This is a genomic window from Ruegeria sp. BA12 (assembly GCF_056539625.1).
Genome location: NZ_JBQFVF010000006.1, coordinates 139,694 through 163,526 on the forward strand (window position 1 = coordinate 139,694; position 23,833 = coordinate 163,526).

Annotated in this window: 24 protein-coding genes; 4 read left to right on the forward strand and 20 right to left on the reverse strand. The window is 59.1% G+C overall.

Annotated features, from left to right (window positions below; translation table 11 throughout):
* Positions 1 to 3: 3 nt before the first annotated feature.
* From ACR0B0_RS13350 to trpS, 13 genes are all read right to left on the reverse strand, one after another.
* The gene (locus ACR0B0_RS13350; protein ID WP_170350596.1) at positions 4 to 771 is read right to left on the reverse strand and encodes a TIGR02186 family protein; all 768 of its coding nucleotides are present in this window, start codon (positions 769 to 771) and stop codon (positions 4 to 6) included.
* A 2-nt stretch (positions 772 to 773) separates the two neighbouring features.
* Positions 774 to 1,694 carry a sulfite exporter TauE/SafE family protein gene (locus ACR0B0_RS13355; RefSeq protein ID WP_170350595.1) on the reverse strand — a complete coding sequence of 307 codons (921 nt, stop codon included), beginning with the start codon at positions 1,692 to 1,694 and terminating at the stop codon, positions 774 to 776.
* A gap of 344 nt (positions 1,695 to 2,038) precedes the next feature.
* Positions 2,039 to 3,049 carry an ABC transporter permease gene (locus ACR0B0_RS13360; protein WP_170350594.1) on the reverse strand — a complete coding sequence of 337 codons (1,011 nt, stop codon included), beginning with the start codon at positions 3,047 to 3,049 and terminating at the stop codon, positions 2,039 to 2,041.
* Positions 3,049 to 4,143 carry an ABC transporter permease gene (locus ACR0B0_RS13365; protein ID WP_170350593.1) on the reverse strand — a complete coding sequence of 365 codons (1,095 nt, stop codon included), beginning with the start codon at positions 4,141 to 4,143 and terminating at the stop codon, positions 3,049 to 3,051. The genes ACR0B0_RS13360 and ACR0B0_RS13365 overlap by 1 nt, the downstream gene beginning before the upstream one ends.
* A gap of 3 nt (positions 4,144 to 4,146) precedes the next feature.
* Positions 4,147 to 5,676, reverse strand: a complete 1,530-nt coding sequence (locus tag ACR0B0_RS13370) for an ABC transporter ATP-binding protein (RefSeq protein ID WP_480648164.1) — start codon at positions 5,674 to 5,676, stop codon at positions 4,147 to 4,149.
* A gap of 85 nt (positions 5,677 to 5,761) precedes the next feature.
* Positions 5,762 to 6,760: a BMP family lipoprotein gene (locus ACR0B0_RS13375; protein WP_058281934.1), complete on the reverse strand. Its 999-nt coding sequence runs from the start codon at positions 6,758 to 6,760 to the stop codon at positions 5,762 to 5,764.
* A gap of 159 nt (positions 6,761 to 6,919) precedes the next feature.
* Positions 6,920 to 7,333 carry a GNAT family N-acetyltransferase gene (locus ACR0B0_RS13380; RefSeq protein ID WP_480648166.1) on the reverse strand — a complete coding sequence of 138 codons (414 nt, stop codon included), beginning with the start codon at positions 7,331 to 7,333 and terminating at the stop codon, positions 6,920 to 6,922.
* Complete coding sequence (gene tsaB / locus ACR0B0_RS13385; RefSeq protein ID WP_480648168.1) at positions 7,330 to 7,914, reverse strand: tRNA (adenosine(37)-N6)-threonylcarbamoyltransferase complex dimerization subunit type 1 TsaB; 585 nt, start codon at positions 7,912 to 7,914, stop codon at positions 7,330 to 7,332. The genes ACR0B0_RS13380 and tsaB overlap by 4 nt, the downstream gene beginning before the upstream one ends.
* Positions 7,904 to 8,467 carry a NifU family protein gene (locus ACR0B0_RS13390; RefSeq protein ID WP_170350589.1) on the reverse strand — a complete coding sequence of 188 codons (564 nt, stop codon included), beginning with the start codon at positions 8,465 to 8,467 and terminating at the stop codon, positions 7,904 to 7,906. The genes tsaB and ACR0B0_RS13390 overlap by 11 nt, the downstream gene beginning before the upstream one ends.
* A 69-nt stretch (positions 8,468 to 8,536) precedes the next feature.
* A complete protein-coding gene (locus tag ACR0B0_RS13395) occupies positions 8,537 to 9,130 on the reverse strand; it encodes a 2-hydroxychromene-2-carboxylate isomerase (protein ID WP_170361429.1) in 594 nt (197 codons plus the stop codon).
* A gap of 10 nt (positions 9,131 to 9,140) precedes the next feature.
* Positions 9,141 to 9,596 (reverse strand): universal stress protein, encoded by a 456-nt coding sequence (locus tag ACR0B0_RS13400; RefSeq protein ID WP_170350587.1) that lies wholly within the window; start codon positions 9,594 to 9,596, stop codon positions 9,141 to 9,143.
* 65 nt (positions 9,597 to 9,661) lie between these two features.
* A complete protein-coding gene (locus ACR0B0_RS13405; protein WP_170377714.1) occupies positions 9,662 to 10,525 on the reverse strand; it encodes a branched-chain amino acid aminotransferase in 864 nt (287 codons plus the stop codon).
* A 58-nt stretch (positions 10,526 to 10,583) separates the two neighbouring features.
* Positions 10,584 to 11,612 (reverse strand): tryptophan--tRNA ligase, encoded by a 1,029-nt coding sequence (gene trpS / locus ACR0B0_RS13410; protein ID WP_170361433.1) that lies wholly within the window; start codon positions 11,610 to 11,612, stop codon positions 10,584 to 10,586.
* Between the two features lie 86 nt (positions 11,613 to 11,698).
* Here trpS and ACR0B0_RS13415 point away from each other — a divergent pair, with 86 nt between their 5' ends.
* On the forward strand, positions 11,699 to 12,385 hold the full coding sequence (locus tag ACR0B0_RS13415; RefSeq protein WP_170350584.1) for a rhomboid family intramembrane serine protease: 687 nt from the start codon (positions 11,699 to 11,701) through the stop codon (positions 12,383 to 12,385).
* On the opposite strand, the gene murJ is transcribed toward ACR0B0_RS13415, so the two are convergent.
* The 3 genes from murJ to ACR0B0_RS13430 are packed head-to-tail and all read right to left on the reverse strand — an operon-like array spanning position 12,386 to position 17,875.
* The gene (murJ, locus tag ACR0B0_RS13420) at positions 12,386 to 13,927 is read right to left on the reverse strand and encodes a murein biosynthesis integral membrane protein MurJ (RefSeq protein ID WP_480648170.1); all 1,542 of its coding nucleotides are present in this window, start codon (positions 13,925 to 13,927) and stop codon (positions 12,386 to 12,388) included. It abuts the gene before it with no gap.
* Positions 13,924 to 16,743, reverse strand: coding sequence for a [protein-PII] uridylyltransferase (locus ACR0B0_RS13425; RefSeq protein ID WP_170350582.1), 2,820 nt, complete (start codon positions 16,741 to 16,743; stop codon positions 13,924 to 13,926). The genes murJ and ACR0B0_RS13425 overlap by 4 nt, the downstream gene beginning before the upstream one ends.
* Complete coding sequence (locus ACR0B0_RS13430) at positions 16,703 to 17,875, reverse strand: penicillin-binding protein activator (protein WP_170350581.1); 1,173 nt, start codon at positions 17,873 to 17,875, stop codon at positions 16,703 to 16,705. Before ACR0B0_RS13430 ends, ACR0B0_RS13425 begins: the two co-directional genes overlap by 41 nt.
* 88 nt (positions 17,876 to 17,963) lie before the next feature.
* On the opposite strand from ACR0B0_RS13430, the gene rsmI reads away from it, so the two are divergent.
* The 3 genes from rsmI (at position 17,964) to gshB (ending at position 20,188) form a co-directional block, all read left to right on the forward strand.
* Positions 17,964 to 18,821 carry a 16S rRNA (cytidine(1402)-2'-O)-methyltransferase gene (gene rsmI / locus ACR0B0_RS13435; protein WP_170350580.1) on the forward strand — a complete coding sequence of 286 codons (858 nt, stop codon included), beginning with the start codon at positions 17,964 to 17,966 and terminating at the stop codon, positions 18,819 to 18,821.
* 1 nt (position 18,822) lies between these two features.
* Positions 18,823 to 19,194, forward strand: coding sequence for a YraN family protein (locus ACR0B0_RS13440; RefSeq protein ID WP_170397216.1), 372 nt, complete (start codon positions 18,823 to 18,825; stop codon positions 19,192 to 19,194).
* A 61-nt stretch (positions 19,195 to 19,255) separates the two neighbouring features.
* Positions 19,256 to 20,188: a glutathione synthase gene (gshB, locus tag ACR0B0_RS13445; RefSeq protein ID WP_170350578.1), complete on the forward strand. Its 933-nt coding sequence runs from the start codon at positions 19,256 to 19,258 to the stop codon at positions 20,186 to 20,188.
* Here gshB and ACR0B0_RS13450 read toward each other — a convergent pair.
* Genes ACR0B0_RS13450 through cobU form a run of 4 tightly spaced genes read right to left on the reverse strand, consistent with a single transcriptional unit; the run spans position 20,185 to position 23,784 of the window.
* The gene (locus tag ACR0B0_RS13450) at positions 20,185 to 21,699 is read right to left on the reverse strand and encodes a YifB family Mg chelatase-like AAA ATPase (RefSeq protein WP_170350577.1); all 1,515 of its coding nucleotides are present in this window, start codon (positions 21,697 to 21,699) and stop codon (positions 20,185 to 20,187) included. The two genes, gshB and ACR0B0_RS13450, sit on opposite strands and share 4 nt — an antisense overlap.
* A gap of 45 nt (positions 21,700 to 21,744) precedes the next feature.
* Complete coding sequence (locus ACR0B0_RS13455; RefSeq protein WP_170397224.1) at positions 21,745 to 22,629, reverse strand: glutathione S-transferase; 885 nt, start codon at positions 22,627 to 22,629, stop codon at positions 21,745 to 21,747.
* A 58-nt stretch (positions 22,630 to 22,687) separates the two neighbouring features.
* On the reverse strand, positions 22,688 to 23,266 hold the full coding sequence (locus tag ACR0B0_RS13460) for a histidine phosphatase family protein (protein WP_170397225.1): 579 nt from the start codon (positions 23,264 to 23,266) through the stop codon (positions 22,688 to 22,690).
* Positions 23,263 to 23,784, reverse strand: a complete 522-nt coding sequence (gene cobU / locus ACR0B0_RS13465; protein ID WP_170361450.1) for a bifunctional adenosylcobinamide kinase/adenosylcobinamide-phosphate guanylyltransferase — start codon at positions 23,782 to 23,784, stop codon at positions 23,263 to 23,265. Before cobU ends, ACR0B0_RS13460 begins: the two co-directional genes overlap by 4 nt.
* Between the last annotated feature and the right edge of the window lie 49 nt (positions 23,785 to 23,833).

The window sequence follows — 23,833 nt, forward strand, 5'->3', positions numbered from 1 at the left end:
AGGTTAGTTTTCACGCAGCAATCGGAACGCAGTCGACGCCCCCCAGCCCGCTGCAATCGCAATGACCAGTGACATCAGCCCGTACCACACAGGTTGCTGTCGGGACATGTTGTACAAAAACCGCTCCAGCCCCACTTTGCGCACGTCGATGGTTGTCTCAAATTCCGAGATCACCTCTTTGCCGCGGGTCAGGAAGATGCGCGCAGCATAGTCGCCTTCGGTCAGGTCGGCAGGCATTGCAATTGAGGTGCGGAACAGGGTTTGCTCATCCACGGCCACTGTGTTTTCGCGAATGGAATACAGCCCCTCATCCTCGCGAATGCGCACCACCGCATCTGCAAAATCCTGCGCGCCTCGGATATGCATGGCCGCCCCGACCGATCGGATGGCGCGTTCGATTGAAATCCGGTATCTCAGGTCCTCGGTGTCCAAAAGGATATTATCCAGCGGCCCGCTTGTGGCGACGGCGTAGAAACTTGGCGCAAGGTCGACCAGAACGCTGTCAGTGTTGACCCAGATGCCCAGTTTGCGTTCCTTGCGCCGGACTGTCACTGGGCTGGACGGCCCGGCCACAGTCACGATCACCTCAAGCGGTGGGCCGGCGGGGATCGGTGCTTCTCGTTTGACGGCACCGAAGATCAGGATTTCAGAACCATCGAATGTCGCGGTAATGGCGACCCGGTCCTGGCTGAGACCCAGCACCACCTGCTCTTCTTGCGCAAGAGCTGGCGAGCAGCAGAAAACCAGCAGGGCAATCAAGCGTTTCAGCATGATCAGTGCCCTCCTTCGCTGCCAATGGAATACAGCTCGGATGGTTCGATCAATAAGTCCAGTGCCAGCTTGCCGCAGACCACCAGAACCAGGGCTGCCAGCAAAACGCGCAACTGCTCGGCGGGCATCTTCGCGCCAATCACCGTGCCAATCTGCGCGCCCACGACACCGCCGACCAGCAGCAGAACGGCCAGAACAACATCAACCGTATAGTTCGTGGTTGCGTGCAACATGGTGGTAAAGCCGGTCACGAAGATGATCTGAAACAAGGATGTTCCAACCACCACCTTGGTGGGCATGCCCAGTAGATAGATCATTGCAGGCACCATAATAAAGCCGCCGCCGACGCCCATGATGGCCGCCAGTACACCGACGCAAAGCCCGACCAGAATTGGGGGAATGACCGAGATATACAGGCCCGAAGTGCGAAAGCGCATTTTGAACGGCATCGCATGAACCCAGCCACGCTGGCGCCGTTTTGCTGGTGCGCCGCCGCCCTTTTTGGCCTTGCGCAGTGCCCGCAAGCTTTCAATGAACATCAGGCCACCAACGACGCCAAGGAAGACGACGTAGCATAGCGTGACAAGCAGATCGACCTGGCCCAGGCTTTTGAGATAGTTGAACACCACCACCCCAAGGGCCGCACCCATTAAGCCCCCGATCAATAAGACCGTGCCCATTTTCAGATCTACGGTCTTTCGTCGAAAATGCGCTAATACACCGGAAAAGGACGAGGCGACGATCTGATTGGCTTCGGTTGCGACGGCGACAGCGGGGGGGATGCCGATGAAGAACAGCAGCGGCGTCATCAAAAACCCGCCGCCTACACCGAACATGCCCGACAGGATGCCAACCATCCCACCCAGCCCCAGCAGCAAAAAGGCGTTGACGGAGACTTCGGCGATTGGAAGGTAGATCTGCATGTGTATTTACCGGATGAGGTCAGACGCGTCACACAAAGTGATCCGGCCCGTCTCATACCACAGGGATGAGGCTTTAATACTGCGCGCGCAATGCGGCCGTATGGCGAATACCAACCTGCCGATCGCGCGGGCTGCGTGACCGACAAGCCGATCTGGCTGAATTGAAAAACGGACCCCGGAACCGAGACGTTTTTGAGCGTTTGCCACCGTGACAGGAACGAATCCGATCTTGGCTATCACAGGAAACAAACACATACCCCCTTAGAGCGGTTGCGGCATGCAAAATCAACTCTGCATGCCGCTCTGCAGCGAACAGGACTGAAATGAGTCTTAAACTGGACTTATCAGCGCTCTTTCACATAGGGTTCGCCACCGGCGCGTGGCGGGACGGCTTTGCCTACGAACCCGGCCAGAATAACCACCGTCAGGATATAGGGCAGGGCGTCCATGGCCTGGACCGGGATAACCACGCCGCCCAGGTCGATGTTCTGGAAACGCAGCGCAATCGCCTGTAACAGACCGAACAGCAGGCAAGCCCACATCGCATGCCAAGGCCGCCATTTCGCAAAGATCAGCGCGGCCAAAGCGATGAACCCGCGACCGGCGGTCATTTCTTTGACGAACCCGGCCTGCAGGGCAGTGGCCAGATAGGCCCCGGCGATCCCACACAGCACGCCGCAGATGGCAACGGCCGCAAATCTCAGGCCGACAACCGAGACACCGGCGGTATCCACCGCAGCCGGATTTTCACCCACCGCGCGCAGGCGCAAGCCGAACCGGGTGCGATACAGAATCCACCATGTCAATGGCACCATCAGAAACGCCACATAGACCAATATCGAATGACCCGAGAGTAGTTCGGAATACACCATGTGAAACGAATTGGTGTCAGACATCAGTTCAGAAACCGGTTTCCCCGACAGTTCAGCATCTTCGGGGCCGATTGCATAAGGAAACTCTGCAGATTCGAACCGTCCACCGCCAAAGAGAGAAGGCGTGCGCCCGCCCTGTTTGAACCAGCTCTGCGCAATCAGAACGGTCAGGCCCGAGGCCAGAAAGTTGATGGCAACGCCCGAGATCAGCTGATTGCCCCTGAAGGTGATCGAAGCGAGCCCGTGCAAGCCGGACAAAATCAGCGAGGATCCGATTCCCGCCAGCAGGCCCAACCAGACAGACCCGGTCACTGCCGCAATCGCCGCCGAGAAAAACGCCGCCATCAACATCTTGCCTTCCAGCCCGATGTCGAAAATACCCGCGCGTTCCGAATACAACCCGGCCAGACACGCCAGTAAAAGCGGTGTTGCCAGGCGGATCGTTGAATCAAAAACCTGAATGAGTGTTACGAAAATCTCCATCACTCGGCCCCCTTCCGCAGACCGAGGAACAGTTTCTCAAGCGGCATGCGCACCATGTTGTCCAGTGCCCCGGTAAACAGGATCACCAGCGCTTGAATAACCACGATCAGCTCACGCGGGATCGAGGTCCACAGCGCCAATTCGGCACCGCCCTGGTACAGGAACCCGAATAAAAGGGCCGCCACAAACACGCCGAACGGGTGCGATCGGCCCATCAGCGCCACGGCAATCCCGATGAAACCCGCACCTTCGGTCGAGTTGAGTACCAGCCGTTCAGCCTCTCCCATCACGTTGTTGGTCGCCATCAACCCGGCCAACGCACCCGAGATAAGCATGGCGACGATAGTGATGCGTACGGGCGAGATACCGGCATAAACAGCGCCGGTTTCGGAATGACCATAGGCGCGAATCTCATACCCCAGCCGCGTCCGCCAGATCAGCGCCCAGACCACGAAACAGGCCAGGATCGCGACAAAGAACGAGATATTGGCCGGCGCACCTTTGAACACCGCGTTTTCAGCGGTCGAGAACATCGACTGGAAGGTCGGCAGATGCACGGCCTCGGGGAAGCGTGCAGTTGCAGGATCTTGCGAGCCCTGCGGGCGCATCACATTGACCAGCATATAGTTCAGGAAGGCCGCCGCGATAAAGTTGAACATGATCGTGGTGATGACGATATGACTGCCGCGCTTGGCTTGCAGATAGGCCGGTATCGCGGCCCATGCCGCCCCAAACAGCATCGACGCCGCACAGGCGGCCAGCAGGGCAATGCTCCAATGCGGCCAGTCGATGTACAGACACACTATGGCAACGCCAAGCCCGCCCAGCATGGCTTGGCCTTCGCCGCCGATGTTGAACAGCCGCGCGTGGAACGCCACAGCTACCGCCAGCCCGGTGAACATGAAATTGGTCGCGTAATAGAGCGTATAGCCCCAGCCATAAGTCGACCCCAGCGCGCCGGTAACCATCAGATTCACCGCTTCAACCGGGTTTTCACCAATGGCCAGAATAACCAGCGCCGAAAGGATCGCGGCCAATATCAGACTGATCAGTGGGATCAGAACGACATCGGCCCATTTGGGCATTTTATCCATGCTTCACGCGGCCTCTTCCGCAACACCGGCCATCAGCAGGCCCAGTTCTTTTTCATCTGTCTCATGGGGCAGGCGTTCGCCCATAATATGTCCGTCGAACATCACCGCTATCCGATCGGACAGCGAGAAGATCTCCTCCAGCTCGACCGAGACCAGCAGGATTGCCTTCCCCTGATCGCGCAGGGCGACGATTTGTTTGTGAATGAATTCGATCGCGCCGATATCCACACCGCGTGTCGGCTGGCCGACCAGCAACAGGTCGGGGTTCCGCTCGATCTCGCGCGCGACGACGATTTTCTGCTGGTTGCCGCCTGAAAAGCTTTTGGCGGTCAGCCAGCCATTGGGCGGGCGCACATCGAACTTTTGAATCTTGCGCTCGGTATCCGCGCGCAGGGCGGCATTGTCCATGAACAGACCGCGTTTATAGGCAGGGTCGCGGTGATAGCCGAACGCCACGTTTTCCCACGCGTGGAAATCCATGATCAGGCCCTCGCGCTGACGATCCTCGGGGACGTGAGCGATGTGCTGCGCACGCCGCGCCTGACCGTCAGACCCATACCCACTAAGCGCCAGCGGTTCACCATTCAGCTTGATAGACCCTTTTCCAGGCCGCATCCCGCCCAAAACCTCAAGCAGTTCCGACTGGCCATTACCCGCAACACCGGCGATGCCGACGATCTCACCCGCGCGGACCGTCAAGTCGATACCCTTGACCCGCTCAACACCCGCTGAATCGAAGACGCGCAGGTTTTCGACCTCAAGAATGGGTTTGCCGGGTTTTGCAGGAACCTTGTCGACCTGCAGCAGAACCTTGCGGCCTACCATCAGCTCGGCCAGCTCCTCGGGGCTGGTCTCGGCGGTTTTGACTGTCGCCGTCATCTGCCCGCGCCGCATCACCGAGACTGTATCGGTGTTTTCCATGATCTCGCGCAGCTTGTGGGTGATCACGATGATCGTCTTCCCTTCGGCCCGCAGACGGTCGAGAATGCGGAACAGCTGATCGGCCTCGGCCGGGGTCAGAACGCCGGTCGGTTCGTCCAAAATCAAAATCTCGGCTTTGCGATACAAGGCTTTGAGGATTTCGACCCGTTGCTGCATCCCCACGCCGATTTCGTCAATGCGCTTGTCTGGGTCAACGAACAGCTCGTATTCTTCTTCCAGCTCTTTCAGTTCCTTGCGAGCCTTGGACAAAGACGGAGCCAGCAGCCCGCCATCTTCGGCGCCCAGAACGATGTTTTCCAGAACCGTGAAATTCTCAACCAGCTTGAAATGCTGGAACACCATCCCGATTCCCGCCGCAATCGCCGCCTGACTGTCGGGGATGTCGGTCTTGGTTCCGTTGATCCAGATCTCACCCTTATCGGCTTTGTAAAAACCGTAGAGAATGCTCATCAGCGTGGATTTGCCTGCACCGTTTTCACCGATGATCCCGTGGATCGTGCCGGGGACGACGCTGATGGAAATGTCTTTGTTGGCCTGAACCGGCCCAAAGGCTTTGGAAATCCCTTTGAGCTTAATGGCGGGGACTGTCATGTCGTGTCCTCAATTGCCGAAAAGGCCGCGAACGCTGCGGCCAAGTGGGAATGAGGCGGAGGATCAACCCCCGCCCCACGCGATATTAGAACTGCAGTGCCGGGCAGCTGTCGTTCTCGTAATAGCTGACGACGGTGACGTTTCCGTTGATGATGTCACTGCGTGCATCTGCAACGGCCGAGCTCATCTCTTCCGTAACTAGTTCAGCGTTGTATTCATCCATGGCGACGCCCACACCCTCTTCGGCCAGACCCATGGCGAAAACGCCGGTTTGCAGATCCTCGCCAGCCTTCATGGCGTCATAAACGGCCACGTCCACGCGCTTCAGCATCGAGGTCAGAACCTTGCCCGGATGCAGGTGGTTCTGGTTGCTGTCCACACCGATCGAAAGGATGCCTTCATCGGCGGCGGTCTGCAGAACGCCCACACCGGTGCCGCCCGCAGCAGCATAGATGACGTCAGCACCCTGGCTGATCTGTGCCTTGGTCAGTTCGGAGCCCTTGACCGGGTCGTTCCATGCCGATGGGGTGGTACCAGTCATGTTGGCAACGATATTGATGTCGGGGTTCACGGCTTTGGCGCCTTGCGCGTAACCGCAGCCAAAATGACGGATCAGCGGAATATCCATGCCACCGATGAAGCCAACTGTTCCGGTCTTAGATGCCATCGCAGCCATCATTCCAACCAGATAGGAACCCTCATGCTCGGCAAAGCCGATCTGACGCACGTTCGGAGCATCTAGCCAATTCACATCAACTGCAACGAATTTGGTGTCGGGATAGTCGCCCGCGACAGCCGCCAGCGGATCAGCCATTGCGAAACCCATGGTGATGATTGGGTTCAGGCCAGCTTCGGCAAAACGACGCAGGGCTTGTTCACGCTGGGCTTCAGATTGCAGTTCGATTTCGCGATAAGTCTTACCGGTCTGTTCCGCCCAACGTGATGCCCCATTATGGGCTGCTTCGTTGAACGATTTGTCAAACTTGCCACCCAAGTCGAAGATCAGGGCTGGTTCAGCCAGGGCCGCACCCGCGGTCAACGCGACGGCGGCGGCAGCGCCCATCAAGGATTTCATCAGGGTCATTTCATACTCCCGTTTGTTATTGTTGGTCGGGGTCAAGATAGCCCCGATTACTCACTGTGAGCGAGCATAACTGTTGTGATGGCGGGAATTAAGGGCGTTTGCAACCGGTGCGGTCAACTGATTCTTGACCAAATGGTCGAAAAAATTAGGAGGCGTCGGTCAGGTCAGGGCGCAGATCATGACAACGGCGTCGATTTTCTCAGCTTTTTCGCGCAGATAGTAACCCTTGCGCAGGCCGCAGGTTGTGTATCCACAGCGCTGGTACAACGCGATAGCCGGGTGATTGTCTGCCGCAACGTCCAGAAAGGCGCGGGTTGCGCCCAAAGCTTTGGCTTTTGCGTGCCAGTCCTGCATGAGGCGCAGGGCAAGACCTTGGCGCTGACGATTGGGGTGGGTGGCGATTGTCAGCAGTTCAGCTTCACCTGCAGTGACTTGAAACAGGGCAAAACAGTCAGCGTTACCAATGACATGCGTGAACCGATTGGTCAGAAGATCAGCAAATTCTGATTCCGTCCAAGGGCGCGACTGCGTGAAGGCTGCCGTATGGGTATGAGCCAATTCTTGCGGGGTCATCCGTCAAGCAGAACCGGTGGTGAGTCCTTTGACGGGGCCGCATCAGCCGGGCGCACATAGAACGGGGCAGGGGGCTGGGTCGTGGTGGACCATCTTTGCGCTGTCAGCCGGGCAAGGGCGTTGACCAGCACATCGGCGTCATCATTCAGAATCAGATTTCCAAGTGATTCTGCGTGTTCCTGCGCCATCAGTGCGGGGTCCTGACCGGGCAGCGCGACATAGACTTGCTCGCGGGGTGCGCGGATCGCGGGAATCCCATCCCCGATTTCGGCCAAAGCATCAAAACCGGTAACTCCAACAGCCGGGATACCAAGTCCCAACGCCAATCCCCGCGCCGCCGAAACCGAGATACGGATGCCGGTAAAATTCCCCGGCCCGATCCCGACTCCAATGGCGGTCAGATCGCGCCACGTGCAATCCGCCTCGGCCAGAACCTCTTCTAACAGCGGCATCAACCGTTCTGCCTGCCCGCGTGACATGGGCTCAACGCGCGAAGCGACAATCGTGTCGCCATGTAGCAAAGCGGCCGCGCAATGCGCGGCCGATGTGTCAAATGCCAAAATGATCTGGTCAGACGGCAACGGGGCGAACCTCGGTCACTTCCGGGATGTAGTGGCGCAGCAGGTTCTCAATTCCCATTTTCAGCGTCAGGGTCGAGGACGGGCAGCCCGCGCAAGCGCCTTGCATGTGCAGGTAAACAACGCCCCGGTCGAACCCGTGGAACGTGATGTCACCGCCATCCTGCGCCACCGCCGGGCGCACGCGCGTATCCAGCAGGTCCTTGATCTGATTGACCACTTCGGCATCCTCGCCGAAATGTTCTGCGTGACCTGACCCATCAACAGCATCTTCACCCAATACCGGCTGACCGGATTGAAAATGCTCCATCACAGCACCCAGGATGGCCGGTTTGATGTGATCCCACTGAACGTCATCCGATTTGGTCACGGTGACGAAATCATTGCCAAAGAACACGCCGGTGACACCAGACACTGCAAAAATCCGTTTCGCCAAGGGCGATTTTTCCCCGGCTTCCGCCGAAGGGAAGTCTGCAGTGCCCGCTTCCAGCACCGGCTGACCGGGCAGGAATTTCAGCGTTGCAGGGTTCGGCGTGGATTCGGTCTGGATGAACATGTCACGGCTCCGTTTCAGTTGTACCTGATATGCGGGTCCGGGCCGGGGAAGTCAAGATTTGGAACCATTCTAAATTTCTGCCGCCAGTTGCATCGCCGCATCCAGCCGGTCATCGCCCCAGAACAGTTCATCCCCCACTAGAAAGCTTGGCGCCCCGAAAATCCCCTTGGCCTGCGCGGTCTGAGTCTGTTGGATCAAGGCCGCCTTGATATCCGGGTCTTGACAGCCGGCCAGCGTTTCTGGGGGCAGGCTGGCTTGGGACAGGCAGTCGATCAGCACCTTGTCGTCCGAGATATTGAGGCCATCAACGAATTCGGCGGCATAGACGGCCCGAACAAAGGCAGCCCGTTGAGGGTGGGTTTCAATCGTCATTACTAGCCGCGCAGCTTTCAGGCCATTCTGGGGAAAGGGGTCAGGCCGGGCAAATCGCAACCCCCGCTGGGCCGACAACCGTTCCATATCGCGCCACATATAACGACCTTTGGCGGGATAGATGTTGAACGGCGAATTGTCCCAGCCCTGCGCGGCGAAAATCGGACCAAGCAAAAAGGGATGCCATTCAACTGACACCCCGTTCTGCGCAGCCAGATCCTCGATTCGCATCGCACTTAGGTAAGAGTATGTGGATGCGAATTCGAACCAGAACTGGATGCTGCGCTGCATGGGTGCCCTTTTAGGTGATTTCTTCCAGCTTTTCCTTGCTCAGATCACCAGGAACGATGGTGATCGGAATTGGCAGGTTGCCCGAATTCTTTGTCAGTTGCGTCACCAGCGGCCCGGGGCCTTTCTTTTCAACGCCTGCGCCTAGCACCAGCACCCCGATCTCGGGGTCTGATTGCACATGTTCGATGATCTCGGCGACCGGCTCACCTTCGCGGATGGCCAGTTCGGGGTCGATGTTTTGCTTGTCGCGCATCCACTTGGCGAACACCTCGTAATGGGCGTGAATACGCTCGCGTGCTTCCTCGCGCATAACCTCGGCCACGCCGATCCAATGGTTGAACTCATCCGGCGGAATGACCGATAGGATTGTAACGCCACCGCCGGTGTGGGCTGCGCGCATAGCGGCAAAACGCATCGCGTTCAGGCATTCGCGACTGTCATCCAGAACGACCAAGAATTTGCGCATGAAGTGTCCTCGTATATTTCAGGCGATCATGCCCGACCATTTGCGTGCTGGCAATAAGCGGCTGGTTAGCGGGTGCTTAGTGCCCAGTCCCAATACAGCTCGCGCGCACGGCGGGCTATGGGGCCGATTTGATATTGCGTATCCTCCAGCGCGGTGACCGGGGTGATCTTGTTCATGTTGCCGGTCATAAAGACCTCATCCGCCTTGTGGAAATCGTCAAAGCCAAGGATGGCTTCGTGAACGACCGTCCCGTCGGCGCGCAGGTTTTCAATGTGACGCGCGCGGGTGATGCCAGCCAGGAAGGTGCCGTTGGGGGTTGGGGTAAACACCTCTCCGTCACGGACCATGAAGATGTTGGCGGTTGCAGTTTCGGCCACGTGGCCCAGAGCGTCTGCGACCAGCGCATTCGAGAACCCCTTGGCACGAACCTCTTGCAGCATGCGGGCATTGTTGGGGTACAGGCACCCGGCCTTGGCATTCACCACCGACGATTCCAGAACCGGACGGCGGAATTTTGTGGTACCCAGCGTGACCGAGGCGGTCTCGGGCGCCATCGGGATCTCTTCTAGGCAGATGGCAAAACCAGTGCTGTTTTCCTGTGGGACAATCGCGGTCGCATCGCCGTCGATGCCCCAATACATCGGGCGAATATAGACGGCTGAGTCCGGTCCGTAAGAAGCCAACCCCTCGCGGATGATCTCGACCATCTGCTGGGTTGAGACGAACGGGGTCAGCATCAGTGCCTCGGCTGAGCGATTCACGCGGGCACAATGTGCCTCAAGATCCGGGGCCATGCCGTCGAAATAGCGCGCACCGTCGAAGACTGACGATCCCAGCCAAGCACCGTGATCGGCCGCGCGCATGATCGGGGCATCCCCGTCATGCCATTGACTTTCGAAATAGGTGCGGATGTTCTTGCCGACTGCCATGACGCCCTCCCATGCTTTGCGCAAACCTAGGAAGGCGCTGCGGTAACGTCCAGCGCAATCAGCCTTGTTTTGAGCTGACCATGCCCACAATTTCGTAAGTCTGCTGCAGGATCGGCGCGGCAATCGCGCGGGCCTTTTCCGCACCTTTTCCCAGAATACGGTCAATCTCGGCTTCTTCGCCCATCAGGCGGGCCATTTCGGACGAAATCGGTGCCAGTTTTTCCACCGCCAGTTCTGCAAGCATCGGTTTGAATTCACCGAACTGTTTACCGCCAACATCGGCCAGCACCTGATCGACCGTCTGATCGCTGAGCGCGGCATAGATGTTCACCAGATTGCGCGCCTCGGGGCGGTCTTCCAGACCATCGATCTCGGATGGCAGCGCATCCGGGTCGGTCTTGGCTTTGCGAATCTTCTTGGCGATCGTGTCGGCGTCGTCCGTCATGTTGATGCGGCTCATGTCCGAGGGGTCGGACTTGGACATCTTTTTGGACCCGTCGCGCAGGCTCATGACACGGGTCGCGGCCCCTTCGATCACAGGTTCGGTGATCGGAAAGAAATCGACGCCGTAATCATGGTTAAACTTGATCGCGATATCGCGCGTCAGCTCAAGATGCTGTTTCTGGTCGTCGCCAACCGGCACATGCGTTGCGTGATAGGTCAGGATGTCGGCGGCCATCAGCGACGGATAGGCGAACAGACCCAACGAGGCGTTTTGCTGGTTCTTTCCGGCCTTGTCCTTCCATTGAGTCATCCGCTGCATCCAGCCCATGCGGGCGACGCAGTTAAAGATCCACGCCAATTGCGCATGCTCAGGCACCTGGCTTTGGTTGAACAGGATCGATTTATCCGGGTCGAGACCGGCAGCGATGAAACCAGCGCAAAGTTCGCGCGTCGAATGGGCCAGTTCCTTGGGGTCCTGCCAGACGGTGATCGCGTGCAGATCGACCATGCAATAGATGGTCTCCATGTCCGGCTGCTGCATATCCACAAACCGCTTGAGCGCACCCAGATAGTTGCCAAGATGCAGGTTTCCCGACGGCTGGATGCCGGAAAACACGCGCGGTGTGAACTGGGTCTCGGTCATCGAAGGGAACTCCCGTCTGGAAAAATCAGCCCCCGTCGCTTACCCATGAGGCCAAGGGACGTCAACCGCCGCGAAAGGCCAGCCCAATGAGCAGTGAGAATTATACACCCGCCGTGAACCCTTTGCCGCCCGTTGTGGTGGCCTTGGTGCTGTTCATTATGGGGGTGGAACTGGCCTTTACCCTGGGAACACGCGGGCTGATCGGCGGTCCGTCGGCGGTGGGATGGCGGCTGGATGCGCTGCAGAGCTATTCGTTTTCGCCTGATATCTTTGATTGGATGGTCGAGAACGGGCGCTGGCCGTTCGAACATGTCATGCGTTTCGTGACCTACCCCTTCGTGTCGGGCTCTTTCACGCAGGCCGTTTTTGTCTGCGTCTTCCTGTTGGCCATGGGCAAGATGGTGGCCGAGGTCTTTGGCGGGTTTCAGATGTTGGTGATCTTCGTGCTGTCTGGCGTGGGCGGGGCACTGGCCTATGCACTGCTGCTGGACCCCCAATACCCGCTGGTCGGAGGGTTCCCGCCTGTCTATGGCCTGATCGGCGCATTCACGTGGTTGCTGTGGCGCAAACTGTCATTGGTTGGCGAAAACCAGCACCGCGCCTTTGGTTTGATCGCGGCCCTGATGGGGATTCAACTGGTGTTCGGCCTGCTGTTCGGCGGTACGTCCGACTGGGTGGCTGATTTGGGCGGGTTTGCCACAGGCTTTGGCCTTTCGTTCCTGCTTGCCCCGGGTGGCTGGGCGCGGATCGTGCGGCGCATTCGCCGCGACTGATCACGACCGACGCAAGGCTTTGCGGAACTCTGACACCTCGAAGGCGCCAAACAGGTGGCCTAGGAAGAAATAGGTGGCCGCGGCAATCTTGATCAGGATGATCAGCGCCAGATAACGCCAGCCGGACAGCTCGAACGCCCAGCCGAACAGGTGAATGGCGGCGTATAGAACGACACCCATCCCCAGCGACGCGGCCACGATGCGCCATGCCCGGTGTTTGAAGCGGTCGTCGAACCGCGCCTCTTCACCCATGCGTCGCGCGCCGAGGATCAGCAGACCGACCATAGCCCACCCGGCAGCCGACGCCGCAATGGCCGGTGCGATCCAACCCACCAGCGGATAGAGACCAAAGGCCAGCCCGGCATTCACGACCATTGCAACCACGGCATAGCGGAACGGGGACCGCGTATCCTCACGTGCGAAATACAGCGGTTGCAACAGCTTTTGCAGCATAAAGGCAGGCAGGCCGAATCCGTAAATTGCCACTGCCAGCGCTGTGGCGGCGGTGTCCTCGGCGCTGAATTGGCCACGTTCGAACAGGACCGAGACCATCGGGTTTGGCAGTATCACAAACGCCACGGTCGACGGTATGGTCAGCAACAGCGTGAACTCACCTGCGCGGGAAAACGCGTTGCGGGCGCCGTCCTTGTCCCCGGCGCGCAGGCGGCGGGACAGATCGGGCAGTAGCACGATGCCGACGGCGATACCCACCACGCCCAGCGGCAGTTGATACAACCGGTCAGCCGCGAACAGCCAACTGATCGCCTTTTCGGTTTTCGAGGCTACCAATTGCCCCACCACCAGATTGATCTGAGTGACGCCCATTGCCAGTGCCGCCGGAACGGCGATGCGCACCATGCGGCGCATCTCGGGGCTGAGCTTCGGCAGACCGGGCCGGATGCGAATGCCTGCACGCTCGGTCGCCACCCAGACTAGCGCCAGCTGTGCGACCCCGGCCACGGGAATGACGGCGATCAGCCAACGGATCACCTCGCCTCCAGCGGCTGCCCCGGCGATCAGGGCCGTGCAGGCAAAGATGTTCAGCAATACGGGTGCGGCGGCGGCGGCGGCAAAGCGACCCGTGGCGTTCAAAACACCCGAGAACAGCGCCGCCAGCGACATGAACAGGATATAAGGGAACACCACATATCCATAGGCTACGGCCAGATCGAACCGTTCATCACCGTGAAACCCTTCGGCCGTGATCCAGACCAGCGCGGGCATGAACACCATTGCCAGCCCGACCAGCGCCAGCACCGCCACGGCCAACAGATTGAAGGCGTCCTGCGCAAAGCCTTGGGCGTTTTCCTCTCCTTCCAGCCGCTTGGAAAACATCGGCACAAAGGCCGCGTTGAACGCGCCTTCGGCAAAGAAACGGCGGAACATGTTTGGCAGACGGAAGGCCGCGACAAAAGCATCCATCACCGGACCTGGACCGATATAAGCCGTCAGCAGTATTTCCCGCAAAAAGCCCAGAATCCGGCTGGCCAGCGTCCAGAACCCGACCGTGAACAGGCCTGAAAACAACCGGATCTGCTTCATGAGGCCGCGCGCTCGGCGCCTTCGGTGATGGCTTTGCGCAGTTTGGTTTCAAGCGTGCGCTGTTTGCCTTCCGCATGGTATTTTAGACCAAACATATCCTTGACGTAAAAGGTGTCGACCACCTGTTCGCCATAGGTCGCGATCACTGCGTTGGCGATATAGACATTGGCCGCGGCCAACGTTCGGGTCAGGTCATAGAGCAGACCCGGACGGTCGCGGGTATCGACCTCGATGATAGTGTAAATCTCGGACCCATCATTATCAAAGGTGATATGGGTCGGCACGTTGAAGGCGCGTTCGCGTTTCTTGATCTTGTCGCGCGATTTCAGCGCATCGCGGGCAACAACCTCACCCTTGAGCGTCTTTCGGATCATCTGGGCCAGGCGTGGCAGGCGGCTGGCCTCGAACGGGTGGCCTTCGGTGTCCTGAATCCAGAAGGCATCGGTTACATAACCGTCTTTGGTGGTGTAGCTGCGCGCATCCACCACGTTGGCCCCGACCAGCGCCAGAGCACCCGCAATTCGCGCAAAGATACCGGGGTGATCGCCCATTGCGAAACAGGCCCGTGTGGCGTCCCGGTCTTCGTCCGGTTGCATGCGGATTTCTACCTCACCCGGATCACCGCTGTGTTCCAGCGCCCGCAGCATCTCGGCAAACTCGACTTGGGTGTGCAGGTTCAGGCCCTGCCAGTACGGCGCATAGTGCCGCCCGGTTTCGACCTTTAGGTCCGCCTTGGACCAATTCGACAACGCGGCACGCAGGGCTTTTTTGGCCTCGGTCCCGCGATTGGCGCGGTTGAGGTCCTCCATCCCGGTTTCAAGCGCGCGCTTGGTTTCGGCGTGCAGGGCGCGCAAAAGGGTGGCTTTCCAGTTGTTCCACGTGTTCGGCCCGACCCCGCGAATATCGCAGACTGTCAGAACCGTCAGCAGGTCCAGCCGTTTGACCGTTTTCACCGCTTTGGCAAAATCGCGCACAGTGCGCGGGTCTGAGATGTCGCGCTTTTGCGCCATGTCCGACATCAACAAGTGATACCGCACCAGCCATTCCACGGTTTCCGAGTCCGCCTTGTTCAGCCCAAGCCGGGGCGCAACCTTACGGGCGATTTGCGCGCCGAGGATCGAGTGATCTTCGGGTCGTCCCTTGGCGATGTCATGCAACAACAACGCAACATACAGCACCTTGCGGTTCACACCGCCTTTCAGAATGGACGACACCAGCGGCAGCGGTTCAATTAGTTCTCCGCGTTCGATCTGGGCGAGGTTGACGATACATTGGATGGTGTGCTCGTCCACCGTATAGCTGTGATACATGTTGAACTGCATCATCGCCACGATGGGCTCGAACTCGGGCAGAAAGGCGGACAGCACCCCCAGTTCGTTCATCCGCCGCAGCGCGCGTTCGGGGTTGCCGTGTTTCAGCATCAGATCAAGGAAGATGCGCCGCGCCTCGCGGTTTTCGCGCATATCTTCGTCGATCAGGTCCAGGTTCGCGGTCACCAACCGCATCGCGTCTGGGTGGATCAGCATGCCGGTGCGCAAACCTTCTTCGAACAGACGCAGCAGGTTCACTTTGTCGGCAAGGAATTTCTCGGGATCGGCCACGTCCAGACGACCATGCACCACCCTATAGCCCGCCTTGACTCGCGGTCGGCGACGGAAGATGCGTTCAAGCAGGGCCTCACCTTTCATATGCGAGGCTTCCAGCTTGGTCAGGAAAATACGCGTCAATTCCCCGACATAAGTGGCCTCGCGGAAATAGCGCTGCATGAACACTTCGACCGCGCGGCGCCCGGCCCGGTCTTCATAACCCATCCGGTCGGCCACCTCGACTTGCAGGTCAAAGGTCAGTTGTTCGGTCGGGCGTCTGGTGATCAGATGCAGATGCGAACGGACGGCCCACAGGAAATCCTCGGCCTTTACGAATGTTTTAAACTCTTCGGGCGTAAACAGGCCCAGAGGCACCAGTTCAGCCACATCCTGAACGCCATAGATGTATTTCGCGATCCAGTAGAGCGATTGCAGATCGCGCAGCCCGCCTTTGCCTTCTTTGACATTGGGCTCGACCATATAGCGCTCACCCTGTTTTTGGTGACGCTCATCGCGTTCCTGCAATTTGGCTTCGATGAACTCTCGCTCGCTGCCTTTGAACAGGTCAGCCTTCAGGCGGTTGTCCAGCTCGGCGGCCAGTTTGCTGTCCCCCGCCAGATAGCGCTGTTCCAGCATCGAGGTTCGGATGGTGAAATCCTCGGCCCCAAGCCGCAGGCAATCCTTGATCGTGCGGGACGCATGGCCAACCTTCAGCCGCAAATCCCACAGGATATACAGCATGGATTCAATCACGCTCTCGGCCCAGGCGGTGATTTTGTAGGGCGTCAGGAACAGCAGGTCGACATCAGAGGACGGTGCCATTTCCCCGCGCCCATACCCGCCCACCGCCAGCACAGCGATCCTTTCCCCCTGTGTCGGGGTGGCCAGAGGGTGCAGATCCTCGCTGGATACCTTCATGGCGGTACAGACCAGCCCATCGGTCAGATAGGTGTAGGAATGGGTCAGCGGCCGTGCATCAAACGGGCGTTCGGCAAAGGCATCGGCAATGGCCTGGCGCCCGCCTTTCTGGGCATCACGCAAGATGCGAACGGTCTCATTGCGCCGCGCTGCGTTGTCCGAGGTCTTGTCAAAGGCCTCCGACAGCTGTGCCATGACGGCGGCGCTGTCGAAAATTTCATCCGCCGGGCAGATCAGCTCACCCCTGGGGGTGAGCTTCAAACCCGTTTGCTCAGAAACCGGCGCCTGTGAAGCTTTGTGGGGCAGGGTCAATCACTACTACCTGTTTATTTTGGATCGTGGCGACAGCCAGACCGCGTTCATTCGTACCGTTCGGCCGCAGGCGGAAGATACCGCCAACCCCCTGGAAACCGGCGTTTTGCGTCAGCGCCGAAGCGGTCAGAGCGTTGGATTTACCCTGGCTGACAAGTGCGGCGATTGCGGCGATGCCGTCATAGGCCAATCCACTGATCGGGTGCGGGGCCTCGCCATAGGTATTGTTATACCGTTGTCGGTATGCCTGCGCCTTCGATGGGTCCGGGAGCGCAAACCAGCCACCTTGTACGCCTGGCAGGTCCAGTGTTTGCGGCGGGATGTCCCAGCGTGTCAGTCCGATAAACTGCGTGCTTGTTGTGGAAACGCCCGCCTCAGGCAGTAGCTGAGTGAAAAGCGGCAGCGCGCCGGCTGTGGTTGCCGTTAAGAACAGCGAATCCGCGCCAGACGCATCTACTGTTGCTTTGACTGAGGGAACCGAGTTGATGACGCCCTGCTGCGAACGGTCATACCCCACCGATCCTGCATTGTTCACGCGGCTGCCGGCAAGCGCGTTGGCAATGGCGGTTTGACCCAACTGGCCCGCAGCATCGTTGCTGTGAACGATGACCATGTTTGATTTGCCTTGCGACCCAGCAAAACTGACAAGGCGGTTGGCTGTATTGTCGAAAGTTGGTCCAAGCACGAAAACATTGCCGCCTGCAATGCTGGTGTTGTTCGAGAAGGACAACACGTTGACGTTGCTGCTCAGCGCCGCAATGCCTGCAGAGTTTGCAGCCTGCGCATAGACCGGACCGAGTATGATTTTCGCCCCGTCCGCCACCGCCTGTTGCGCAACCGCAGCGGCCGTATTTGAACTGCCCCGCGTGTCATAAACGCGCAGATCAATCTGAACATTCTGCAGATCTGACATGGCCAGTCGGGCGGCGTTTTCCAGGCTACGTGCCAGCGCCGCATCACCGGCCTGCCCCGATCCCGCGGGAACCAGTAGGGCAACAGGCACGGGGTCTGACGTGTCGATCGACGGACCTCCGCCGATGGTGCTGACGTCACAGGCGGCCAGAAATGCGGCGGTTGCCAGTACGGCGGCGGTGCGCGCCAGTTTGCGAACGGGCTTGCAAACGGTAAACATCTGAATGAAAACTCCCTGTCCCGGCGGCTTGAGATGCCGCCAATCTATTGGGTCGCGATAATAAACGTCACGCTGTGAGGGTCCAGCTTTGAATTTCCAAAAAGTCAGATTGGGCACCGGCCTGTATTTTGTTGCCACTCCGATTGGAACAGCGCGCGATATCACGCTCAGGGCGCTGGACGTGCTGGCCTCGGCCGATGTGATTGCCGCCGAAGACACTCGCAGCCTGCGGCGGTTAATGGAGATTCATGGCGTCCCGCTCGAAGGGCGGCGCATTCTGGCTTATCACGACCACAGCGGCGCGGGGGCACGTGGCAAAATTCTGGATGCTCTGGCCGAAGGGAAATCGGTTGCTTATGCGTCCGAGGCCGGAATGCCGCTGATTGCCGATCCGGGTTATGATCTGGGGCGGCAGGCGGCCGAGGCCGGGCATATGGTGACCTGCGCGCCGGGGCCGTCGGCGGCATTGATGGCCCTGACGCTGGCGGGGTTGCCGACGGACGCGTTCTTTTTCGCGGGTTTCTTGCCCAACGCAACCGGCGCGCGCCGGACGCGGATCGAGGCGTTGCGCGACATTCCCGGCACGCTGGTGTTTTACGAATCACCCAAGCGCGTGGCGGCTTGCTTGTCGGATTTGGCCGAGGTGTTGGGTGGAGATCGCCAGGCCGCGATGTGCCGTGAGTTGACGAAAAAGTTCGAAGAGATCCGGCGCGGCTCATTGGGTGAACTGGCTACTGCCCTGCAAGGACAGACGGTCAAAGGTGAAATTGTTCTTCTGGTCGACAGGGGTCATTCGGAATCTGTTAACGAATCCGACATAGAAGAGGCTTTGACACGCGCCTTGGAAACCCATTCGGTGCGTGATGCGGCGGATCTGGTGTCGCAGATGTACAAACTACCGCGCCGTCCGATTTATCAAAAGGCGTTGAAATTGGGAAAGGGATGACATGACCTCGCGATCTGTCCGAAGTTCGGTTTCCTACCATGCCGGACAGGCGGCAGAGTTGCAGGTCGCAGCCGACTATGAACGTAGGGGTTTCAAAATCGCGCATCATCGCTGGCGCGGCGCAGGCGGTGAGATCGATCTGATCGCCCGGGGCAGTGACGGGCTTGTGTTCATCGAAGTCAAGAAAAGCACCAGTTTCGACATGGCCGCGGCGCGGATTAGCCAGCGGCAGATTGACCGGATTTTTACTTCAGCAGCGCAATTTCTGGAAACGGAACCGGGCGGGCAGCTGACAAATGTTCGGTTTGATGCGGCGTTGGTGGATGCCACGGGGGCTGTTCAAATCATCGAAAACGCGTTTGGTCAGGCCTGACACCCATTGAACCCTCGGCCCCTCTGGGCCATGTATCTGGCGTGAAACTGAGGGACACGCCATGAAAATCGCCTTTCAGATGGACCCGATCGGGGCCGTGGATATCAACGCAGACAGCTCATTCCGTCTGGCCGAAGAAGCACAGGCGCGCGGGCATATGCTGTTTTTCTACAGCCCGGACCAGTTGGCCTATCAAGAGGGGCGGATCACCGCGCGCGGTCAGGACATGAAAGTGCAGCGTGTGGCAGGCAACCCGGCCGAGCTGGGCCCGGAACGCGAGGTGGATTTGGCCGAGTTCGACGTGATCTGGCTGCGCCAGGACCCTCCGTTCGATATGCATTATATCACCTCGACTCATCTGCTGGATCGTCTCAAAGGGCAGGTGTTGGTGGTCAATGATCCGTTTTGGGTGCGGAATTACCCCGAAAAGCTGCTGGTTCTGGATTTCCCTAACCTGACCCCGCCAACCACGATCGCGCGTGATCTGCAAACCATCAAAGCGTTCAAGGAAAAGCACGGCGATGTCATTCTGAAGCCGCTCTATGGCAACGGTGGCGCGGGCGTGTTCCGGCTGGATGCGAATGACCGCAACCTGACCTCTCTGCACGAGCTGTTTACAGGCTTCTCGCGCGAGCCGTTGATCGTGCAGAAATTCCTGCCCGATGTCAGCAACGGCGACAAGCGCGTGATCCTTGTGGATGGCGAAGCCGTGGGCGCGATCAATCGTGTTCCGGCGAAGGGTGAGACGCGGTCAAACATGCATGTGGGGGGGCGGCCCGAAAAGATCGGCTTGTCCGAGCGTGACCGGGAGATTTGCGCGGCGATTGGCCCGTTGCTGAAAGAAAAAGGCCAGATTTTCGTAGGGATCGACGTGATCGGAGACTATCTGACCGAAATCAACGTGACCTCGCCCACCGGCATTCAGGAGCTTGAGCGCTTCGACGATGTGAACATCGCCGAAAAAATCTGGCAGGCCATTGAAGCCAAGCTTTAAGAGGCAACCTTGGCGCTGATGCGAAAGCTCAGCGCCTCGGCCACGTGAGGGCGCCGGACATCTGGTGTGCCATCGAGATCTGCAATCGTGCGCGCGACCCGTAAAATACGGTGAAAGGCGCGCGCCGACAGGCCGAACCGTTCAGCGGCCTTCAACAGCAACTCTTTGCCTTCGGCATCCGGCGCGGCAATTTCTTCCAGTATCGAACCTTCAACATCGGCATTCTGCCGCGTAGCGGGCGTGTCCTGGAACCGTTCGGCCTGAATGGCGCGGGCCTGGTCGACGCGCGCTGCAACTGTCGCCGAACTGTCGCCGGAAGGTGGCAGGTCCAGATCGGTGAACCCGACTGGGGGCACCTCGATCCGCAGATCAAACCGATCCATCAGCGGGCCTGATATGCGGCCCAGATAGTCCTCTCCGCAGACAGGCGCGCGAGAACAGGCGCGGGCGGGATCGGTCAGATATCCACATTTGCAGGGGTTGGCTGCAGCCACCAGCATGAACCGGCAGGGGTATTTCACATGGGCATTTGCGCGCGCGACCATAACCTCGCCAGTCTCGATAGGTTGGCGCAGGGTTTCCAGCACGGTGCGCGGGAATTCGGGAAATTCGTCCAAGAACAGAACGCCATTATGAGCCAAGGAAATCTCGCCCGGCTTGGCGCCCTTGCCACCCCCAACGATCGCCGCCATAGAGGCGGTATGGTGGGGTTCGCGAAAGGGACGGCTGCGGCTGATGCCGCCTTCGTCCAGCAACCCGCACAGAGATTGGATCATCGAAGTTTCCAGTGCCTCGGTCGGGGTCAGAGGCGGCAGAATACCGGGCAGGCGCGCGGCGAGCATGGATTTACCCGATCCGGGTGTGCCGATCATGATCAGGTGGTGGCGGCCTGCGGCGGCGATCTCCAGCGCGCGCTTGGCCCGTTCCTGCCCTTTTACATCGCGTAGATCGCGGGCGCTGGGCGCCAAGTTCACTTCGCCGGGTTGGGCCGCTGGCAAGGGCGACTGGCCCGAAAAATGGCGTACGACATCGCCGAGTGATCCCGCGCCGATGACCTGTGTGGCATCCACCCAAGCCGCCTCGGCGCTGGAGGCTCGGGGGCACAGCAACGCGCGATCCTCTGCTGCGGCAGTCATGGCGGCAGGCAGCGCACCGACGACCGGAACCAGCGAGCCGTCCAGAGACAACTCGCCCAGCGAAACCGCGCCTTCGGCGGCGTCGGGCGGGATGATTTCCAACGCCGAAAGCAGCGCGACGGCGATGGGCAGGTCGAAATGGCTGCCTTCTTTGGGCAGGTCAGCGGGGGACAGGTTGATGGTGATCCGTTTCGACGGCAGCGCGATGGCCATCGAACTCAGCGCGCTGCGGACGCGGTCGCGGGCCTCGGACACGGCCTTGTCGGGCAGGCCTACGATGGAAAAAGCGGGCAGGCCCGGCGAGACGGCGCATTGCACCTCGACCGGGCGGGCATCAACCCCTTGGAAAGCGACGGTATGAGAACGGGCGACCATGAACGACCTGTTTGGTTAACAGGTCGTTGCTGCCATGGATGCGGTTTACGAATGGTTAACGGTGTCGGTCATTGCTAAGAATTTTGGCCAGGCACCGGGGTCCGCAACCGTTTTGTCGCGGCAGAATTGGTTACAGAATCCCCAGCGCTGACCGTCCAGTTCCAGAAAATGGGTGACCGCTTTGCCGGAATAAGGACAGATATCGTTGATCGATGGTCCGTTATCTACAGATTGGGCATCGGTTTGCGCGCCGATGGGCCATGCCTGTGACGGCAGGTCGAATGCGTAGGGGAACGGATCATAGGTCACGGTCAATCCCATTGCGCGCCATTGTCGGACCGAAGGGTCGGATAGCAAATCCAGGCAATATTCCCGATTAGCCACGGACACAGGTAAACCATAGCCAATGATCCGCGCGGCCACGGGGGTGTAAAATACATCCACCAGAGAATACCTGCCGAAAAGCGGCCCGGAGTCTGCACCGGATATAGTGCGGGCATGTGCCCAGAGGGTTTCGATCCGGTCCAGATCAACCAGCGTTTCAGGCGATGGATCAAATCCCTGCCAGCAGTGCAACAGTTGCATCGAACATTCCGCGCGCAACGCGGCGAACCCGGCAGTCATTTCGGCGCACAGCCACCGGGCCGTTGCGCGGGCGGCTACGTCTTCGGGCCACATCCCGGCCTCTGGATGCCGTTCGGCCAAAGTCTCGGCCATGGCAAGGCTTTCGCCCACTATGGTCCCATCCGGCAGGCGCAGGGCAGGGACAAGGCGCGCCGGAGCCAGTGGCTTCATATCCTCGGTCATGGTGCCGGAATAGAGACCGATCATGTGGTTTCGGTAGGGCAGGCCGAACTTTTCCAGCATCAGCCAACCGCGCAAGGACCAGCTGGAAAACAGGCGGTCTCCGATAAATAATTCATAGGTCATACGACTACGATGGCGCGCCGCGATCGTTCAGTAAATCAGTGATTTGTGCGGGGTGTGATCACGGACAGTGATTGATCTGCCCAACAGACCACCGATCGCCGTGATGAGTAATGTCGGTGACCGAGAGGTTGTCGATGCGATGGCTGAACGCCTCTTGTGCGTCAACGCCAAGGGCGCGCTGCACCTGGGTTAGGATCACGCCGAAATGGGCCACGATGATCAGGTCGTGGCCCGTGTAATCGGCAATCAACTGGTCGATCACGGCATCGACGCGGGCGCGAACCTCGTTCCAGCTTTCACCTTTGGGCGGGCGCACGTCGCCGGGATTGTCCCAATACGCAAAGGCCAGATCGGGGTTTTCGGCCTCAATCTCTTTGAAATTGCGCAATTCCCATGTGCCGAAGTGAATCTCGCGCAGGTCTCTATGATGCGGCAGGCGCTGGCGTTTACCCTGAATGGCCGATGCCGTATCGGTGGCCCGCAGCAAGTCAGATGATACCACCAGCGCCTTGTCTGGCAGATGGTCGTGCAACCGCGCGATAGCGGCGTGATCGCTGAGGTCGGCAGGCAGATCGGACCACCCGACCATGGTTTTCGCATGGGTCGGCCCGTGACGAACAAGATGCAGCCGGGTCACGGCAATTGTCCTTTCAGCACCAGCGGAAGCCCAGCTGTGACCTGCACGACCAGATCGGCCTGCGCGGCCAGCGCGATGTTCAACCGTCCCTGGGCTTCGCGGAAGCGGCGGGACAGAGAGTTGTCCGGGACGATGCCATGGCCGACTTCGTTCGAGACGATGATAACCGGCGCCCGGCACGATTGCAGGGCCTGCAACAGCACAGATTGGGCTTGTTCCAGATCGTTTTCAGCCAACAGATGATTGGTCAGCCACATGGTGGCGCAGTCGATCAGACAGATATGATCGGGGGTCAAATCGGACAGGGCCGGGCCAAGATCAAATGGGGCCTCGATCGTCGACCATCCTGCACCGCGTTGGGCGATATGGCGCTGAACCTTGTCGCGCATCTCATCATCAAACACTTGTGATGTGGCGAGATAAGCGCGGGTTTTTCCTGATAAAACAACAATTTGCTCGGCAAAGGCAGATTTACCAGAGGCCGCGCCACCCAATACAAAGGTTAAATCCGGATACACTATTATTACCTTTCTGGTGATCCACCCGGTTTTGTTCTGCGTATCGACC

Coding starts and splice junctions, on each gene's coding strand:
- ACR0B0_RS13360 (WP_170350594.1), bottom strand. CDS start 3,049: ATGGAGATTTTCGTAACACTCATTCAGGTTTTTGATTCAACGATCCGC.
- ACR0B0_RS13350 (WP_170350596.1), bottom strand. CDS start 771: ATGCTGAAACGCTTGATTGCCCTGCTGGTTTTCTGCTGCTCGCCAGCT.
- ACR0B0_RS13455 (WP_170397224.1), bottom strand. CDS start 22,629: ATGACCTATGAATTATTTATCGGAGACCGCCTGTTTTCCAGCTGGTCC.
- ACR0B0_RS13390 (WP_170350589.1), bottom strand. CDS start 8,467: ATGTTCATCCAGACCGAATCCACGCCGAACCCTGCAACGCTGAAATTC.
- ACR0B0_RS13400 (WP_170350587.1), bottom strand. CDS start 9,596: ATGCGCAAATTCTTGGTCGTTCTGGATGACAGTCGCGAATGCCTGAAC.
- ACR0B0_RS13395 (WP_170361429.1), bottom strand. CDS start 9,130: ATGCAGCGCAGCATCCAGTTCTGGTTCGAATTCGCATCCACATACTCT.
- ACR0B0_RS13355 (WP_170350595.1), bottom strand. CDS start 1,694: ATGCAGATCTACCTTCCAATCGCCGAAGTCTCCGTCAACGCCTTTTTG.
- ACR0B0_RS13380 (WP_480648166.1), bottom strand. CDS start 7,333: ATGACCCCGCAAGAATTGGCTCATACCCATACGGCAGCCTTCACGCAG.
- ACR0B0_RS13370 (WP_480648164.1), bottom strand. CDS start 5,676: ATGACAGTCCCCGCCATTAAGCTCAAAGGGATTTCCAAAGCCTTTGGG.
- trpS (WP_170361433.1), bottom strand. CDS start 11,612: ATGACCGAGACCCAGTTCACACCGCGCGTGTTTTCCGGCATCCAGCCG.
- gshB (WP_170350578.1), top strand. CDS start 19,256: ATGAAAATCGCCTTTCAGATGGACCCGATCGGGGCCGTGGATATCAAC.
- ACR0B0_RS13430 (WP_170350581.1), bottom strand. CDS start 17,875: ATGTTTACCGTTTGCAAGCCCGTTCGCAAACTGGCGCGCACCGCCGCC.
- ACR0B0_RS13365 (WP_170350593.1), bottom strand. CDS start 4,143: ATGGATAAAATGCCCAAATGGGCCGATGTCGTTCTGATCCCACTGATC.
- ACR0B0_RS13440 (WP_170397216.1), top strand. CDS start 18,823: ATGACCTCGCGATCTGTCCGAAGTTCGGTTTCCTACCATGCCGGACAG.
- murJ (WP_480648170.1), bottom strand. CDS start 13,927: ATGAAGCAGATCCGGTTGTTTTCAGGCCTGTTCACGGTCGGGTTCTGG.
- ACR0B0_RS13415 (WP_170350584.1), top strand. CDS start 11,699: ATGAGCAGTGAGAATTATACACCCGCCGTGAACCCTTTGCCGCCCGTT.
- ACR0B0_RS13405 (WP_170377714.1), bottom strand. CDS start 10,525: ATGGCAGTCGGCAAGAACATCCGCACCTATTTCGAAAGTCAATGGCAT.
- ACR0B0_RS13450 (WP_170350577.1), bottom strand. CDS start 21,699: ATGGTCGCCCGTTCTCATACCGTCGCTTTCCAAGGGGTTGATGCCCGC.
- ACR0B0_RS13375 (WP_058281934.1), bottom strand. CDS start 6,760: ATGACCCTGATGAAATCCTTGATGGGCGCTGCCGCCGCCGTCGCGTTG.